The 18,566-nt window shown below is 50.4% G+C and carries 12 protein-coding genes; 10 read left to right on the top strand and 2 right to left on the bottom strand.

Going from position 1 to position 18,566, the window contains the following annotated elements:
* The first annotated feature begins 114 nt into the window (after nucleotides 1-114).
* A complete protein-coding gene (gene ccsB / locus QUA83_RS06125; protein ID WP_333292118.1) occupies nucleotides 115-1,185 on the top strand; it encodes a c-type cytochrome biogenesis protein CcsB in 1,071 nt (356 codons plus the stop codon).
* Between the two features lie 115 nt (nucleotides 1,186-1,300).
* On the opposite strand, the gene QUA83_RS06120 is transcribed toward ccsB, so the two are convergent.
* Entirely contained in the window at nucleotides 1,301-1,450 is a 150-nt protein-coding gene (locus QUA83_RS06120) for a hypothetical protein (protein ID WP_333292117.1), read from the bottom strand.
* A 19-nt stretch (nucleotides 1,451-1,469) separates the two neighbouring features.
* Here QUA83_RS06120 and QUA83_RS06115 point away from each other — a divergent pair, with 19 nt between their 5' ends.
* Nucleotides 1,470-1,895, top strand: coding sequence for a KGK domain-containing protein (locus tag QUA83_RS06115; RefSeq protein WP_333292116.1), 426 nt, complete (start codon nucleotides 1,470-1,472; stop codon nucleotides 1,893-1,895).
* Nucleotides 1,896-2,022: 127 nt separating this feature from the next.
* Entirely contained in the window at nucleotides 2,023-3,168 is a 1,146-nt protein-coding gene (tilS, locus tag QUA83_RS06110; RefSeq protein ID WP_333292115.1) for a tRNA lysidine(34) synthetase TilS, read from the top strand.
* Here the strand turns inward: tilS and hmpF are convergent.
* A complete protein-coding gene (hmpF, locus tag QUA83_RS06105; RefSeq protein WP_333292114.1) occupies nucleotides 3,165-4,910 on the bottom strand; it encodes a pilus motility taxis protein HmpF in 1,746 nt (581 codons plus the stop codon). The genes tilS and hmpF overlap by 4 nt on opposite strands.
* Before the next feature lie 987 nt (nucleotides 4,911-5,897).
* Between hmpF and QUA83_RS06100 the strand changes: the two genes are divergently transcribed.
* The 7 genes from QUA83_RS06100 (at nucleotide 5,898) to QUA83_RS06070 (ending at nucleotide 18,564) form a co-directional block, all read left to right on the top strand.
* A complete protein-coding gene (locus QUA83_RS06100) occupies nucleotides 5,898-6,323 on the top strand; it encodes a hypothetical protein (protein ID WP_333292113.1) in 426 nt (141 codons plus the stop codon).
* 220 nt (nucleotides 6,324-6,543) lie between these two features.
* Nucleotides 6,544-7,782 carry a response regulator gene (locus tag QUA83_RS06095; protein WP_333037496.1) on the top strand — a complete coding sequence of 413 codons (1,239 nt, stop codon included), beginning with the start codon at nucleotides 6,544-6,546 and terminating at the stop codon, nucleotides 7,780-7,782.
* 500 nt (nucleotides 7,783-8,282) lie between these two features.
* Nucleotides 8,283-8,480, top strand: coding sequence for a hypothetical protein (locus QUA83_RS06090; RefSeq protein ID WP_333292112.1), 198 nt, complete (start codon nucleotides 8,283-8,285; stop codon nucleotides 8,478-8,480).
* Entirely contained in the window at nucleotides 8,480-9,013 is a 534-nt protein-coding gene (locus QUA83_RS06085; protein ID WP_190661936.1) for a chemotaxis protein CheW, read from the top strand. The genes QUA83_RS06090 and QUA83_RS06085 overlap by 1 nt, the downstream gene beginning before the upstream one ends.
* Before the next feature lie 147 nt (nucleotides 9,014-9,160).
* Nucleotides 9,161-12,253 carry a methyl-accepting chemotaxis protein gene (locus tag QUA83_RS06080; protein ID WP_333292111.1) on the top strand — a complete coding sequence of 1,031 codons (3,093 nt, stop codon included), beginning with the start codon at nucleotides 9,161-9,163 and terminating at the stop codon, nucleotides 12,251-12,253.
* Nucleotides 12,254-12,393: 140 nt separating this feature from the next.
* Entirely contained in the window at nucleotides 12,394-13,212 is an 819-nt protein-coding gene (locus tag QUA83_RS06075) for an HNH endonuclease (RefSeq protein ID WP_333292110.1), read from the top strand.
* Between the two features lie 78 nt (nucleotides 13,213-13,290).
* Nucleotides 13,291-18,564 carry a response regulator gene (locus QUA83_RS06070; RefSeq protein WP_333292109.1) on the top strand — a complete coding sequence of 1,758 codons (5,274 nt, stop codon included), beginning with the start codon at nucleotides 13,291-13,293 and terminating at the stop codon, nucleotides 18,562-18,564.
* Nucleotides 18,565-18,566 lie beyond the last annotated feature (2 nt).

Here is an 18,566-nt window from a genome sequence, read left to right as displayed (position 1 = left end):
CCAATCACTCATAATTGCCACAAAAATTCAAAATCCCAAACCCAAAACTGCCTAACCCCAGTACGATCGATCTAGTTAGCAAAAATAAGTAAAAACACTACCGGAGTAATTTTTATGGATCTGGTCGTACTCCAGAACTGGCTGGACAACATCTCCTTTGCCGTTTTGTTCTCCACAATGCTCATTTACTGGGTTGGCGCAGCATTCCCCGGCATTCCCTACCTGGGGGCCCTAGGAACCGCAGGAATGGCCGTCGCCAACCTATCCATCGCCGCTTTACTCGGTTCTCGATGGATAGAAGCCGGCTACTTCCCCTTAAGCAATCTCTACGAATCCCTATTTTTCCTAGTTTGGGGAATCACCGCCATCCACCTAGTCGCGGAAAACATGAGTCGTTCCCGCTTAGTAGGAGTAGCCACATCCCCCGTAGCAATGGCAATATCCGCCTTTGCAGCCCTGACTCTGCCCGCAACCATGCAATCTGCAGAGCCCCTAGTACCCGCCCTCAAATCAAACTGGCTGATGATGCACGTTAGCGTCATGATGCTTAGTTACTCAACTTTAATGGTAGGAGCGCTACTGGCGATCGCATTTTTAATCGTCACCCGCGGCCAAAAAATCGAACTCACCGGTAGTTCCTTCGGCACCAACAGCAACCGCAACAGCAACTACCGCCTCCAACGCCCTCAAAACCCCGAACCTCAAAATGCAGAAACCAGCGCCGACAGCGCATTAGTTTTCAGCGAACCCTCTTTCAACTCCAACAATAACGGTTTGGGCACCACCGCAGTCCTCGAATTAGCCACCGTTCAAACCGCATCAACTGCCCCAACTCAAACCGCAGAACTTCTCTCGCCCCAGCGATTGAATCTAGCAGAAACTCTTGATAACATTAGCTATCGCATCATCGGTTTAGGATTCCCCTTACTGACAGTTGGCATTATTGCCGGTGCGGTTTGGGCTAACGAAGCTTGGGGCTCATACTGGAGTTGGGACCCGAAAGAAACTTGGGCGCTAATTACTTGGTTGGTATTTGCTGCCTACCTGCACGCCCGCATTACTCGCGGCTGGCAGGGAAGACGCCCAGCAATTTTAGCCGCCACAGGTTTTGTGGTAGTTTGGATTTGCTATCTAGGCGTTAATCTGTTAGGCAAAGGTTTACATTCCTACGGTTGGTTTTTCTAATTCCCGATCCACCAATGGGCCAAAGAAGAACAGGATAAGTCAAAGAATCGGGATTAATATCATCTCCGGTTGTAGGGTGGGCAATTCCCACCTTACTCAACCAGCGAGATAATAATTAACTCCCTCTTCCTTCTTCCCTTTTTTTACCCACTCCCGAAGTCGAAGGGCATTCTTCCCTCTTCCCTCTTCCTTCTTCCTTCTTCCTTCTTCCTTCTTCCTTCTTCCTTCTTCCTTCTTCCCTCTTCCTTCTTTCTTCTTCATTCATTAAAATAAGGACAATTAATATGGACGAATCGCCAATATTTCCCCAAGAAGACGATGTTGTGTCTGCGCCTACCAGCGCTTTGATGTATCAATGTACATTCAAAGTCAGCGAATTTATGGCAATTATGCAGTCAAAATTGGTAGACGAAAAATTATTTTCAGACGGCCTGGATTGCGAGTTACTAAGTGCTGGCAAAGACTGGACTAAAGGAAAACTTAGAATGCGTCTGGAGTTCATTCCGCTCGAACCTGAAATCAAAGAACAAAAAGCCCTTCCTGCCGCTGCCGAAAGATCGGACACCGTGCAAAACTACGCCGTAGCTAGCTCAACTCAAACCGATATAGATGAGCCATTAAATCAGTGTGACTCAACAGAAATAAATAATCATTTTCCTATTTCTAGGTATCCAGACCGCGACCCCCAAAGTATAGGAATGTGGAGCTAGGAAGGCAAAGACTCAGAGATTGGGAGAGGGGGATGCTTCCCCTTCTTTGCTCAAAATCCATCCGTTAAATCCCGGATACTTCTGGTTTTCTAACTTCCTGATTTTTGCTTAATAAAAAACTGCTGTCATGGCTGAATTTTCCTATTGGACGCACCTGCACGCTCAAGTGCACAGGACGCTGCTGTACCGACAAATATTGCCATCAAATCAGCGATTGCTAGTAGCAGTATCGGGCGGACAAGATTCTCTGTGTTTAATTAAATTACTGCTAGATTTGCAGCCAAAATGGGGGTGGAACCTAGCGATTGTTCACTGCGATCATCGTTGGCGTTCTGACTCGGAAGCCTCGGCGAATCATGTAGAACAATTAGCTAAAAGCTGGGGAATATCCTACTATTTGGAAACAGCCTCGGACATCCCCAAAACAGAAGCAGCGGCCAGACAGTGGCGATATCAAGCTTTAACCGAAATTGCGATCGCCCACAACTACCCCTACATTGTTACAGGCCACACAGCCAGCGATCGCGCCGAAACACTCCTCTACAACCTGATTCGCGGCAGTGGCGCCGACGGACTTTCTGCCCTCACCTGGACACGGCCCCTGCTCGATTTTCGATTGCCGATTGCCGATTTTAGATTGGGGAATTCCGGCGAAAATCCCAACTCCCAAATATCTGCCGATTTTAGATTGGAGAATTCAAGTGAAAATTTCCAATCGAAAATCCAAAATCTCAAATCTCAAATCTATTTAGTTCGTCCCTTGCTGGAAATAACTCGATCGCAAACAGGTCAATTTTGTCAAGAGCAAAAACTACCCATTTGGGAAGATTCGACAAATCAAGACTTGCAATATAGTCGCAACCGGATTCGATCGGAATTATTGCCTTATTTGGAAACTCATTTCAACCCAAAAGCCCAACAAGCCCTAGCTCAAACAGCCGAACTCCTGCGCGCCGACGTAGAATATCTCGAACTTGCAGCCAGCGACTTGCTACAGCGAGCAATGTCTCCAATTGCAGACAGCCCGCAGGTAAATTTTCAACTTCCCGTCAAGTTAAATCGCCCGATTTTGCGCGAAGCACCCCTGGCCTTGCAGCGACGGGCAATGCGGCAACTACTGCAACAAATATTGCCTTCGGCGCCCAGTTTTGAAAGCGTAGAAAAACTAACCAGCTTAATAGTAGCGCCCAACCGATCGCAGACCGATCCATTTCCTGGAGGAGCGATCGGTCGAGTCGAACACCCTTCGATAATTTTAGATATTAAATTTTAAGCTGAGAGTAAACCCGAAAGAACTTGCCGCAACTCGGAAACTACCCGATCTTGCTCGTCTCCCGTCTCCTGCACCCGATCGAGTTCCCCCGCCACCGCTTCGAGCTTTTGGCGTAGCGCAGTCAAATTGTCCTGCACCGGCTGCAACATTTCTTGATAAACATTTACCCTGCCCCAGAGTTGCGCCACTGCACCTTTCTGGTTGAACAAATTCTGCTCTAACTGCTTGAGTTCGTAGCGTTTCGCTTCACTTTCCCCATTTTGGCGGTTGACATTTGCCTCAATTTGGGATATAGCTTCCCGCACCTGCTGAATTTCGTTTTCCAGTCTTTGCAATTCTTGGCTTTGCTGCTGCCGCTGAGTATTGAGCTGTGCGACAATCGGCGCCAAATCAATATCTCCTCGCTCTTGTTTGGGAGCATTAGCAGTACCCAGCCGCCGCCACAGCACCGCCTGATGCTGCTTTAAAACATCTTCCCGTTCCTGCAACCGGAGGCGCTGTCCCACCAGAGTTTCGTTTAACATCTGATAACTTTCGAGTTCATCTGCCATTTCATTTTCCAAAGCCATGCGATCGTACTCGCTAGCAGCTTGAATTTTCCCTTGCAGCTCCTCGATTGTCTCCCGCTGCAGAGTCAACTCCTCCTCTTGATCGTTAACAAAGCGGAACACCTTTTCCAAATCCTGTTGCAGGTGTTGCACCAGCCCCTGTAACTCGTCAACAGGCATCTTCTCCAAAGCTGACACGTCTACTTTCTGCTCCGTACCCGCAGCACCCGAAGCAGATGCGAGCCTGGAAACTTGCTGGTAAAGCTCCTCAACAGCCCGCACCTGCAAAGACACCGACTGAGCCTGGTCCTGTTTAGCGCTGAGGGTACTTTGCTGCCCTTTAAGCTCCGCCCGAGCTTGCGCCAAAGTATCTTGAGATTGGTACCACTCTTGCCAGCGGTTTTGGAGGCTCTGATTTTGTCGATCGACCTCTTCTTGTTGCTGTTGAGCTATGCTCTGTTTTTGCTCCAACTGCTGCCAGTGCTGATCCAGAATTGCCTGCTGAGCACCCACCGAACCAAAAGACTGATTCAGTTGTTCCCGCACCCCTTGGGCCGAAGCAATTGCCCCTCCCAACTTCTGCATCAACTCCTGAATCCTCTGGGTTTGCTGCTCATCAACCACTGCCCCCTGGGGAACCTCAGACTGCTGCTGGGCCACCCGTTGCTGCTCGCCCCGCAACTGTTCCCAAGCCGTCTCAATTTCCACGCGACTGCGATCGACTTCTTCTCGCAGTCGGTTAGCTTCATCTCTAGTATTTTCAATTTCTGAGCGCTGAGCCTCAAGCCGCTCCAACTCCTCTTCCATTTGAGCCAACTGCTCTTCGCGGGCTTGCATTTCCATTTCCCGGCGATTGAGTTCCTGACTCGAAAACGTCAGAGAAGCCTTCCACTGTTCAATTTCCTCTTCTTTATCCTTAAACTTGTCCTGCAATCGCGAGAAATTTTGCAGAATGCTCACCAACTGGCGGGCCGCCTCCTGAATCCGCTGCACTTGCTTGCTAGCGCTCAACTCAACCAGCACCAGCGTGCCGTCGTTAAACTTATTAGCTTCCTCAACTGGTATCCCGTCATCGCCTGGTACGGCGCTCCAGTTATGTTCGCCCCGCTGACAAGCTAGCAGTTTCAGTTCAGCCTTACCGCCACCGAGACCAAAGCCGCTTTTCTGTTTTTGTACTTCCGCTAGATACAGCACACTAATAGTCCTCTGCTTCGTAAAACCTATCCCAACTTACTTTAAGTTACTTAAAGGCCTAAAAGATAAGTGGTGTTTACTTCCTACGCTGTTGGGTAGACGGCTAATTCCAACATAAGTAGGCTATCCCCCTTAAGCCAAAGGTTCTTGACTAAAGATAACACTGCGTGTGATTTTTAGTCAACTTACCTAAAGTAAACAAGTATAGGCAAGTAAGGATAACTTTTTGCCAATTAAGTCTTACTTTTTGGTATCGTTTGCCCAATCGGGGGATAGCATTTTTTTCTAACTTTTCTTCAGCACTCACGCATAGCACGTCCTCACGGGAGAACTTCCAGAAAGTACGGCCGCCACCTGTTGTCTGGAGGAATGAGAGAGCAGTACCACTGCCGCTTGATTAAAGAGTAGCTCTCACTGCGGAGACTGCCATAGGCCAAACCTGAAAAAGGTCAGTCCTTGAACCTCCCCACATCTAAAGCCGGGGGATTATTGCCCACCTTCAAGAGGACAACGGGACATTCAAATATCCCTCTACTCACTCAAAGAACTTTACTGATCCCGGAGCGCATACTTGCTGAGTCCTTCATATTTTTAAGGTTGAACGTGACCTATGCTGCAATGATTTGCCCTTTAACTATTCCGAATTAATCGGATTAGTGCGTTACCGGGGTTGCTCGCCCTCTAGGATATTTCAATGGTTTGAAAATTATTCTTACTCTGGCGAATTGCTCTGTGCCGATTATACCACTCTGGTTTTAGCAACACAATCGTTTCACGAGACTTAAAAATCCCTACCGACTGAGCGCCCGGTCTAAATCCCCATGTCGTTACCCCAGGGCTTGCCTCTGGCGTTTCGATCCAAAAGTTCTATAGATTTTACAACGCTTTAGTTATGGGTCGAGCGTGAGAAAAGCCGTTGCTCGCCCCAAGCTGGCGTCTGGTTCCGGCGGACTAGGGATTTGAACCGCCCTGCCTTAGAATAAGGTAATGACGCGAGCCTATGACGCGAGCCGCGGGCGAGCAAAAATGTCGATCGGCACTGAGGGTTTTCCTGACAATTGCCAACAAAGGTTCATTTTGACTGCACCTGATTTTAGGGCTGTGGCAAACCCAAAAAAAACCTCGATCGCAACTCCTCCAACCCAACAGACTAGCCTCAAGTTCCCATCGGGCCTTGATCGGCACTTGCTGCTGGTAGCAGCGGTAAAACCAGAAAATCCTCGGTATTTTGAAGTTGACCTACGCCAAGATGTGTTGGAGAAACTGACGGCATACTCAGCCAAAAACTTCAAAACTTTGGCGATCGAAGACTTGAACCAGTCGGGAATGCCAGCGTTGCACACTCGAAGAACCCGTGCAATCGTGCAAGGTGGATTCTACGAGTTTAGGCAACGCCGTGGGAATACAAGGTGAAACTCTACACTTAGAGAATGCCGCGAGTTTCGCGGTTTCAGCTTGAGGACTGGTAGCGCGGCCGAGGAGCGGCAGCAAGTATCGCCCTTTCGTCAATTCCCAATTGTGAGATCGGCATCAGCACGTAAATTATTGACGGAAACTAAAGTCAATCTTTTCGCCAGCACACAGTCTTTCCGAGCTCAGACGCCAACGGTTTTAAGGAGGATACTTTAGCTGCATGCAGGGAAATTTGAGTGAAATAGACATCCGCAGCATCCTGCAATTGATTGAGTTAGGTCAGCGGACGGGAGAACTGTTCGTAGAGGCCTACACCTCCACCGGTAGCAGCACGGGTACTCAACCTACCCTGCGCTCCCTTGCAGGACAATCCTGGTATGTCTTCTGCTTCAACGGTCAGATTATTTATGCTACCCAGAGTGCGGGCAGTTTGTTTCGCTTGCGCGACTACCTGCGCCGGTACAAAGCAGATACCGCCCTCGACAAAATCCAAGTTCCCTATATGGCATCTACCAATGCCCCAGAATACGGCTACCTATGGGCCCTGCTAGAAAACCACATCCTCACCCCAGCTCAAGGGCGCAACATCATCCAGAGCATGATCCACGAAACCCTATTTGACTTGCTCAGTCTCCACCAGGGTTCCTTCACTTTTGAAATGGGCCCAGCTTTGGCTCCTCAACTGACCAGCTTAGAAATTAGCTCGCTGCTGGCCAAGATTGTCAAACAGGTGCAGCAGTGGAAGCAGTTTCACCCTCACATTCAGTCGCCCAACCAATGCCCGGTGATTTCAGATCCCTCCGAGCTGCGAGTCGCGCTGCCTGTCAATACCTTTAATACTCTCAGACGCTGGGCCGACGGGCACACTTCGATCCGCCAAATGGCGCGCTACCTCAACCGAGACGTACTCACTGTCGCTAAGGCGATTTACCCATTTGTGCAGCAGGGATTGGTGCAAGTATTTTACGAACCCTCTGTGGCCCCCACCAATAACAAAAAAGAATGGTCGTCCCCAGAAACCAAGGTTCCCAGAGTTGTCTGTATTGACGACGACAATACTATTCGCAAAACAGTCGAGTCAATTTTAAATGAACACGGTTACGAAGCTACTACGATCGGCAATCCCCTCCAAGCCCTGAGTTTGGTGTTTCCACTCAAACCCGATTTAATTCTGTGTGATATCGCCATGCCGGAACTCGACGGCTACGAAATTTGCGCTATGCTGCGTAGTTCTAGCGCTTTCCGGCAGACGCCGATCGTGATGCTGACGGGCATCGACGGATTTATCGACCGTGTTAAAGCCCGCATGGCTGGAGCTACAGACTTTTACACAAAACCTTTTGGTGAAAGCGAGTTATTGATGCTGGTAGAAAAATATGTGGGTCCGGGCTACCCTCGGCTCAATCTCTCGGAAAGATTATTAGACCGCTCGCTAGAAGACCAATTAGAAGAAAAATAACTTTCGCACCGATGCCATGATGGGAGCTTTTTTGTACCTGCGGTTAGATCAAGTCTCGGCCGCCACAAAGAGAAAGCTGGGGGTACTATTGGCGATCGCACCATAAACTAGAATGTATTAATCCGCGCGCTGGCATAAGGGCGTCGGTAAAACTCTGTTCAATTTCTAGGCCCAAGTGGGTCTAACACGCTCAAAGTGCAAATATAATATACTTGTTCTCCACTTGCAGCCGCTCCGAAAAACTGATGCACAGAGTTACTTATTGCTAGGTATTTCTGTACAACGTCAGAGAGTCCAATTCTCCGTCTTAAGTGACTCCGTTCATGATTGTCGCGACACCAGCCATGTCAACAACTCATCGCTAATCCGAGTATCGGTTTAGCATTCATCGCAGAAATTACCCAGAGTTTTACCAATGGAGACGGCGGTGGGATTACAAAGTGAAGCTTTAGGGGTTTCAAATTAATTGTTCGTAGTCGATTTGAGCTAATTTGTAAGCATTGTCGCGCGAATTTATTGATGGCAGTCAATTATTGACGGAGCAAATTTATTGCCAAGCACCTCCGGCAGTCGCCCCATTCACCCCTTGGCTGTGTCAAGCTTGGCTGTGTCAAGTTTCGACCATCGAAGTGTCGATCGGGTTCTTCTTGGCGGGAAACCTCAACAATTTGCTAGAAATGCAGGTGTCAGAATTATGATTAGCGGTAGCCCAGACTTTATATTACCAGGACTAGGCGTCGATCCGGCTCCGGAATTCCAAGAACTAGAAACTCCCGAAGGCGAGCTGCACCTGCGGTTCTACGTTCCTTCGGGGAACGAGTTCGCACTGCCGGCGACAGGGATTAGAGAGGTACTATCCCCTTCCCCAGACCGCATGACACCGATCCCCAACGTTTCCTCTTTGCTTTTAGGTACGCTAAATATGAGAGGACGAGTGATTTGGGTGGCAGACCTCGGCCAATTTCTGGGAGACCAAACACCTCTGAACACAGATAGACCCGAAATCCCGATCGTGGCTGTGGAAGACCAAGACACGATTTTGGGGCTGGCAGTCGATCGAATTGTGGGGATGGACTGGCTCGACGTAGAGCAACTGCACTCTCAGAACAATGCACCAGACGGCATGATTCCATTTCTGAGGGGAGAATGGATGTTAGGTGCACAAGCTCAGAAAGTGCTCCGACTGCTAGATCAAGTGAAAATTCTGCGCTCGGCGCGGTGGGCAGCGTGAAATCGATTTTAGATTTGCGATTTGCGATTTTCGATTGAGGTCTAACCATCAACAGTCACACGACTTGAGGCGCGCATCTAAACATTCAATTCAAGATAAAAATCAAAAATCTCAAATCTAAAATCTAAAATCCAAAGAGGGCGGCAAATGGCAACAAGTACCAACTTTCAGCAGGACTACCAACGGGCAGAAGCGGCCTACATGGATGGCAATTATTCAGAAGCCGCAGCCCTAGTTTATCAATTAGTAGAAGATTTTCCCGAAGACCCCAGCGCTCGCCTGCTGTGCGGACACATTTATTGCTACGGACTGCAACAGTATGAGGTGGCGCGGGAACAGTACACGGTTGTGCTAGGCCTGAGTGATGACCCGAGTTTGGTGGAACACGCTCACAACGGAATTACCTACACAGACCAATTTTTATCTGGAGAGCTGCAAACGGAAAATTTCGAGGCTTTGTCTGCTGAAACTGAATTAGAATTCTACCCAGACTTATCTCTTGATGAAGGGTTAGAAGACCCGGATTTGGGACTTTTCCAAGGAAATTCCCCATCCCTTTCCTATACAAGTCAATCCCCAGACGAAATGGAAAACGAGGACTTGGCAGACTTGGGAATGAGTGGCTTGGGGTGGGAAGCAGAAGACGACGATGGCGCAGGCTCAGTCCCAGATTTAGCCTCACATTCTAACCCATTTGGTGGCGACAGTGGCGGAATGGCAGCTTATGCTGAGAACTCCGACTCGCTAGACATAGACGAGTTTGCCGACTCGGACTTTGGAGACCCTTTTGCCTTAGATGATGGAGGGTTTGATGCTGCTGACTTGTCTAGCAGCAAAGTCTCTGGGAAAAGCGCACCTTACTCAGGAGATTCGTTTTCAGAAGCTCCGACTCAGATGCTCAACGGTCAAAGTTTTGCCTCTTCAGAAACCGGGAATTCCTTCGACTCGAACCAACTAGACTCCCCCATCGGGCCCTCGGACAATTTTGGCGAACCTTTTGCTGGGCTCGATTTGCCAGACGAATTCGACGATAACTCCGACTACGACTATCAATCCCCGCCCCAGAGCGGCCAAAATTACGGTCATAACGCACCTGGGGCCGAAGAGGAAGACCCGTTTGCCGAGGCGATGCCCTCGTCGGGTTTCGGGTCTTCTCGACCTCAAAACAAACAGCCGAATAACGGGTCGGACTACTCGTCAAACTATTCGCTGGCGGAAGACGAAACGCTGTTGATGGGAGGTGCTGTCCCCAACTCTCAAAGTCAAAGGTCGAGCCGGGGACAATTTAATTCAGTCGATCGAGCTTCCGCCAACAGCAACGGTTACAGCGACTCGGAACCCCCGGCATTTAGCTCTAGAGACAACTTCGAGTTAGATGCTTTTGAAGACGACGCTTTTAGCGATTCTTTCTCTTTCGACGAAAACGAACAAGCGACAGCTTTCGGGGCGTCCGACAAGAACAACAGCGGCTGGTCGTCAAAAGCAGGGAACGGTCAAGAACACAGCGACTTTTTAGACGAATTTGACGAATTTGACGATTTGGGGAATTTGCCGGACTTTGATATCTCAGAAGATGCCACCAGTTCGATCTTGACTAGAGGTAACACCAATTTCGGCCACTCGACCAGCGGCATGATGGGAACGACCGGCAGCAGCCTGGACTTTGACAACAGCGATGGCTCAGCAATTCGGGATGACGAGATATTTAGCATAAACGGGCCGGCTGATACGTCGGTGCCAACTTTTTCTCCCAGCGAAACAGAAGCGCTCGATACTTCGGTAACAGTAGAACAGGGGGGACTGGCTTTCTTGGAAAATGCCCCTTTGTTTACAAAACAGTTGTACACGGCAATCGGGGCGGGACTGGTTTCTCTGGTAGCTGTGGCTTTCGTCACCAACATTGCTTCCTATCAAGCTCTGCGGCAAGACAAACCGGAGGCGATCGTTTACCTGCGCCAAACAGGCTGGGTAATGACCGCAGCCGCAGGCTTTACCAGCTTTTTAACTTCTTGGGGCATCGGCCAGTTGATCGCCAAGCAGGTACGCAAGTCGTCGGACAATTTGCAAGCTCAGTTCGATGCCGTATCTCAAGGAACTTTGGATGCTCGCGCTACGGTTTACTCGGAAGATGAATTTGGTAAAATGGCTGCTAAATTCAACCACATGGCGAAGGTCATCCAAACCACGATTAGCGACACCAGGCGCAAGTCTGACGAGCAGGAACAGGCAAAAGAAGACTTGCAGCGCCAAGTGATTCGCTTGCTAGACGACGTGGAAGGCGCGGCACGGGGTGACTTGACGGTGACTGCGGAAGTGACCGCAGACGTTTTGGGTGCTGTTGCTGACTCGTTTAACTTGACAATTCAAAATCTGCGCGAAATTGTCCATCAGGTGAAGCAGGCGGCTCGGGAGGTCAGCAAAGGCGCTACAGATAGTGCTAAGTTTGCGGGCGATTTGTCTTCCGACGCGCTGCGGCAAGCTGAGGAACTGGCGGCAACGCTGAATTCGGTGCAAGTCCTCACCGACGCGATTCAGCGGGTCGCAGAGAGCGCTAGAGAGGCGGAAGAAGTAGCCCGGGGCGCGGCGGCAACGGCTCTGAAAGGGGGCGAGGCTGTGGAGCGGACGGTGGCCGGGATTTTGGAAATTCGAGAAACGGTAGCAGAAACTACGAGAAAAGTCAAGAGGTTGGCGGAAGCTTCTCAAGAAATTTCTAAGATTGTGGCTTTAATTGCGACGATCGCCTCCAGGACGAATTTGTTGGCCCTCAACGCCAGTATTGAGGCGGCGAGAGCTGGGGAAGCGGGCAGGGGTTTTGCGATCGTGGCAGACGAGGTGCGACAATTGGCAGATCGATCGGCGAAGTCTTTGAAAGAAATCGAACAGATCGTGATGCAAATTCAAAGCGAAACCGGCGCGGTAATGACGGCGATGGAAGAAGGGACGCAGCAGGTTATTGAGGGGACAAAATTGGCAGAACAGGCGAAGCGATCGCTTGAAGATATCATTCAAGTAACTAACCGAATTGACGTGTTAGTGCGATCGATTACTGCCGACACAGTAGAGCAAAACGAAACAGCTCGCGCGGTCGCCAGTGTGATGCAGGCCGTGGAGTTAACCGCTCAGGAAACGTCACAAGAAGCGCAGCGAGTTTCGGGTGCTTTGCAAAACTTGGTAGGCGTTGCTCGCGACCTTTTGACATCGGTGGAAAGATTCCGAGTAGAAACAGCAGAAAGACAATAATTAACTGTCTACTGCTTTTTTATCGGCTGATTTACCAGCACATTAGTGTGGCAATGATGGCATAGAAAAAGCAACCTCGCAGTCTTGAAACCCCTGCGGGGATGCTAATTCAACACCTAAAGGAAGTAGGAGTTGCACAGATGGACGATAACATAGTAGAGGTAATACCGGGCATCTTTGGTGAAGTTCAGCCGACGGGCTGTATTATCTCTACTCTCGCTAAATCTAGTAGTGGCTATGCAAACAAGAGACTTCGCATTAACGGTGAATGGAAAACTTTTAATGTCCACCGTTTAGTGTTAGAAAATATTTTAGGTCGTCCGATTAGACCGGAATACTTTGCTTGCCATACTTGCGATGTTCGGAATTGCATTAATCCAAACCATTTATGGGAAGGTTCTCGACTGGAAAATTCTAAAGACAGGTTTAAGAAAGGAAGAATTAAAGATGTAGGAAGTACATCAGCCCCGAAACCTCAAAAACAACGGCGATGCCAAGAAATAATTCCAGGCATTCGCGCTGAAATACAGCCGAACGGCTGCATGATTTGTACGTTGGCTAAAAGAAGTGATGGTTACTCGGTGAAAACTATCAAGATTAACGGGAAAAATCAAAGCTTCTATCCCCACAGACTTGTACTGGAACACAAACTGGGAAGACCTGTTAAACCCGGTTATTTTGCGTGTCACAGTTGCGACGATCGCGGTTGTATCAATCCCGACCATTTGTGGGAAGGAACCCCCGCCGATAACTCCCGCGATGCTATAGAAAAAAACCGCTTTCCTTTCGTTCCAGGCAAGATATGTCCTAACCGCAAACTCAAACCAGAACAAGTGCAGCAGATTCGCTATCTTTTAAGTGAGGGCATATCGAAAGCAAAAATAGCCAGGACATTTGCCATATCTCGCAGTCAGATTATTCTCTTGGCAAGGGGCGAGATATACAGAGAGCTTCTCTAGAACTACTAACATAGACCCAATACAATAACGCTTAAAATCAGGAATAAAACTATGCTACCGGAGCAACAACAGAGGATAATGGGCTACTTTATTGAGGAGGCCAAAGACCACCTCAATACGATCGAACAAGGGTTGCTGAATCTGCAAACCACGATCGAAGACCCAGAACTGGTCAACGAAGTATTTAGGGCCGCTCACTCTGTCAAAGGAGGAGCAGCAATGCTGGGGCTGACGAGCATTCAGCAAACAGCTCACCGACTAGAAGATAGTTTTAAAGTTTTAAAAGAGTGCAGCGTTAAAGTAGACCAACAGCTAGAGTCCCTGTTTCTGCGAATTTTTGACACATTGCAAGGGCTGTTAGAGCAACTGTCGGGGCCTTTTGGACTGACAGAGGAATTGGGAGAACAGATGGTTCGAGAATTAGAACCAGTATTTGAAGAGCTCAACGGGCACTTGGGGGGACTCGTTGGACACGGAGAACACCATGCAGACGAGAGCTACGCGATGTCAGTACCCGAACCAGTTATGGCGGGGGTGGGCGTCGGGGCCTTTGCCTCATCAAAGAGTTTTCCAGATTCGCGGTCAGTTTACGCACCTGATGCCAGAGCAACAGAAGACAGCGCGCTGCAGCTAGTATTTGACTCGGACGTGCCGGCGAGGATGCGGGAACTCCTGCAAGAGTTCAAACAGCCCGAAGGGCCCGAAAGCAGGCGGCAACTCAAGAACATTTGTCGGAACTTGCTCAGGGCGGGGGAAGAATTTGAACTGCCCTGCTGGATAGAATTGATCCAAGCTGTATCAAAGGCGATCGCCAATCCAGAAAATAGCTACCGCACCTTAGCCCCAACGGTGATCAAAGACATCAAACAAGCGCAAGAACTGGTAATTTCTGGTCTAGAATCGTCGATCGCACCAAGCGCAAAACTTCTGGCGCTGCAGCCGGCTGTTCTGGTTCCAGAAACAGATTTTGAAGATTTGCTGGCCTTCGCTCAACCGAGTACATCCGGGAAAAACGTGGTTTCTGTTGAGGATGAGGCCTGGGATCTGGTGGGATCGGGCGATTCCGGGGATGGATTGAACAAGTTGCTGCCGACTATTTCTGGGCTGAGTATAGACGAGCTGTTCGACCAACTAGACAGTGGCGACAGCAACGATGACAGTGGCATTCGATCGTCCCAGTTCGACGAGGATTCCGCCTTCGCAGACTCGGATATGGAGACGGGTGCTTTTAGAGGCTCGACCCGCACCGGCCCGGAAGTGGGCGCTGCAGAACTCAACACTTTAGCTGACTTGTTTGACGGGGAGTCCCCGGATCTCGACGGCGCTTGGGAAGAAGAAGAAGACCTCGACTCTGCACAGTCTTCTGGGATATCGGCGGCAGGAATGCTCGGTTTAGACGACGACAATTCCGGCGATTTTACTGATTTGTTGTTTGACGAATACGATGCGGAAAGTTCCGAAACGAACACTAAGCCTCCGATTGACGACCTGACGAGTTTGTTTGGGGAGGATTTGCTGTTTGGAGAGGAGGCAGAGGGCTCGGCAGTAGCTGCAGCTCAGAAAAATGCGGGTTCGAGCCAGCGGTTAACTCGCAAACAGGTTAAAACGGGTAACGGTAGAGGCGGTTTGGAGCGGCGAGACGACACGGTGGCCCCAGTCACGGGACAAGCTGACGAAGATGCTCTCGGTACGCTTTTGGACGAAGTGGCGGCCCAAACTTCTGCTGGTGTTACGGACAATGCTGATTTCGATAACTTGTTCGGCGATTTAAGTTTATCTGAGGCAACAGGTGGGCCGGCAGTCTCTTCGGAGTATTCCCTGAAGTCTGAGGCTTTAGACGGAGAATCGAAGGAGCCTGCAGCAGGGGGGGGCAATGATTCAGCGGATGCCGAAGCGCTTGCTCTGTCTGAAATGGATGATTTCGAGTTGCTCTCTGAGCTTGGCGAGGATTCGGATTTGAGCGAGCTGTTGGGGATTACTTCTAATTTCTTTTCTTCAGAAGACGAAGGTGGGGAGAACGGGGGCGATCGAGATCAAGCTGCAGGCATCGCACAAAATGAGGAAATGGGCAACGTTCTTAACATGACATCAAATTCTGATTTAGATATCTCTGCGGATGAAAACTGGCTAGAAGATGCTTTCGGCCTGGAAGACGAGTCTGTGCAATCGCTCAACCTGGAAGTGGACGATACAGATTTAGATGCGCTGTTTGGGGATATGACCTCGGGTTCAATTTCTGAGGATGAACAGACTGTACAAGGAGCGGCTACTTCCCGAGAAGCCGCAGATTTGACTGAGCTGTTCGGTTCTGTACCTACGGGTACCGAGTATGACGGAGAAGCTTCGGGGCAAGCCCGTGGGGGTTGGCTCAATGATGGGGATGCAGAATTGCTGAGTGCCGATGTAGGAGTTGATGAGGGCGACTTGGGGAGTTTGTTCGAGAATAATGGTGCGCCTGTTTCCGACCAAGGCTTGACAAATTCGCCAGAGGTTGAACTTGGGGCTTTGTCCGACGATCGTCCTGAGTCGGAAATTTCCAATGTCGAATCTGATGAGGGCGCAGCTTTCGATTTCTTGGAGGATATGTTTGGCGAAGGCATGGTGCACCCAGGCGATGCTGGAGCGGCGCCAGATGACGGGGCTGCTGTGGATGTGAATGAGTTGTCTGCCCAACCTGCCGAGGGTTTGTTCGACGAGGCGGGTGCGGATTTGTTCGATCGAGCCGAAATAGATGCCGGCGGGGAGTCTGAGGGCGAAGATGATTTGTTTGATGCCCTGGAAACGGATTTTTTGAGTGCGGATTTAGAGCCGCTGCCTGCAGAATCTCTCGATGGTATGTTGGAGGGCGATGCTGACTTGCTCTCGGCGATGGAAACCGGGGCTACTCTCAACAACGAAGAGTTGGAGGGTTTTGATGATTTGTTGGATTCGATCGATGCTGAGGTTCTGGTGACTTCGGAACTGACGACGGGTTTTTGGGACGCTGAGGACGAGTCGGGCGAGGCCGATGCCTCGGAGTTAGAGGAGGGGTCGCTGGCAGACTTTTTTGCCGAGGGCGAATCAGGCGATGAGGATGCCGAAGGCAATTTTGACGATTTAGAAGCACTGTTAATTGCAGGGGGTGCGGTCGCTGTCATAGCAGCTTCTGGAAGCACAAATCAGAGTCCGGTAAATACAGAAGTTTTCTCTGATCTCGAAGAACTCCTCAGCGAGAGCGCAACTATGCCGGAAATTCCTGCACCGGCGACAACTGCTAGTAAAGCTCCGCGCACTGCTGCAGATGAGAGCGACGACGAATTTGGCGATTTGGAAAAACTGCTCGAAGATCCCAAGGACAGCGGCCGCCAAGGGGAAGGCAATATGGGGCCGTCAGCGATCAACAGACCCAGGCGCAATATGCGCGCGGGCGGGTTCGGCGACCAGACGATGCGGGTACCGGTCAAGCAACTGGACAACCTCAGCAATTTGATGGGGGAACTGGTGGTGAACCGCAACAGTTTGGAGCAAGACCAAGAACGGATGCGGCAGTTTTTGGACAATTTGCTGCACCAGGTAACGCTGCTGAGCGATGTGAGCCAGCGGACTCAGGATTTCTACGAGCGGAGTCTTTTGGAGATTGCTTTGCTGGCAAACCGGCAGGGACACCGATCGGCATGGCGCTCTGAGGATTCGGCCCACACCAGGGACAGTGCCTGGAGACCAGAGGAAATGGACAGGTTTACTCCTTTCCACAGTTTGGCTCAAGAGATTATTGAGCTGATCGTGCGGGTGCGGGAGTCGGCTGCGGACATTGAGTTTTTGGTGGATGAGGCGGATCAGGTGACTCGCCAACTGCGGCAAGTTACGACTCAACTGCAAGAAGGTTTGACTCGCGCCCGGATGAAGCCGTTTGCGGAGACGACGGACAGGCTGTTCCGGGCGGTGCGGGAAATTGCGATTAAGTGCGGGAAGCAGGCTCAGTTGCAGGTTGAGGGTAAGGATATTTTGATCGACAAGATGATTGTGGATCAGCTTTATGACCCGATGACTCATTTGGTGAACAATGCCATTACTCACGGGATCGAACCGCCGGAGGTGCGTCTGGCGGCTGGGAAGCCTGCTGTCGGCAGGATTACCATTCGCGCTTTCCACCAAGGGAACCAAACGGTGGTTTCGGTTTCTGACGACGGGGCGGGAATTGACCCGCAAAGGGTGAAGGCGAAGGCGATTAAGCAGGGTATGCTGACGGCGGCTCAGGCTCAGAGGATGTCTCGCTCGGAAGTTTACGATTTGCTGTTTATGCCTGGTTTCAGCACTCAGGAACAGGCGACGGAGTACGCCGGCCGGGGGGTCGGTATGAATGTGGTGCAGACTTCCTTGCAGGAAATTCGGGGTACTGTGTCGATCGATTCCACCATCGGCAAGGGGACTGTGTTTACGATCCGTTTACCTCTGGTGTTGAGTATTTCTAAGGCTCTGACTTGCATTAGCGATCGCGCTCGCATTGCTTTCCCGATGGATGGGGTCGAAGATATGATCGATGTGCCTCGCGATCAGGTGACGACGGGGGCGGACGGTTTGCCTTGCATTGAGTGGCGGGGTCAAAGCTTGCCGTTCCGGCCGCTGCGGGATCTGCTGGCTTACAGCCGCCATTTGGGTCGGGGCAGTGTTTACGGGTTCAATACTGACGATGACATGATTTCTGTGATCGTGCTGCGCTCTGCTGGCAATTTCTTGGCGGTGCAGGTGGATCAGGTTTCGACGGAACAGGAAATTGTGATCAAGCCGTTGGAAGGGCCGGTGCCGAAGCCGATCGGGATTGCTGGGGCCACGGTGCTCGGTGACGGTCGGATCGTGGCGATTGCGGACGTTCTGGAGCTGATCGATTTGGCTACGGGAAGGCTGCGGAAGGACACTGGCGGTACGCTTTGGGATGAGGGCGATCGGGCTGCTGCCGAGGCAGAAATCGAGAAGACTGAGCCGACTGTGCTGATTGTGGATGACTCGATTACCGTGCGATCGCTATTGTCGATTACTTTCGAGAAGTCTGGCTATCGTGTGGAAGAAGCTCGCGACGGTAAGGAAGCTTGGGAAAAGATGAAATCTGGTCTGCCTTGCGATATCGTTTTCTGCGATATTGAGATGCCGAGAATGGACGGTTTGGAACTACTTTCTCGGATGCAGAAGGATGCGGTTTTGTGTGAATTGCCGATCGCGATGCTAACTTCTCGCGGTGCTGACAGACACCGCCAAATGGCTTACAGTTTGGGCGCGAAGGGCTATTTCACTAAGCCTTATTTGGAGGAGCAATTGCTTGATGCTGCTTCTCGGATGTTGAAGGGTGAGGTTGTTGGTGCTCCGGTTGGTGTGTAATG

Source organism: Microcoleus sp. K1-B1 (genome assembly GCF_036704705.1).
In the GTDB taxonomy this organism is placed as follows: Bacteria; Cyanobacteriota; Cyanobacteriia; order Cyanobacteriales; family Microcoleaceae; genus Microcoleus.
The sequence above is the reverse complement of the archived record's forward strand: the minus strand, read 5'-3'. Positions and strand labels throughout refer to the sequence as shown.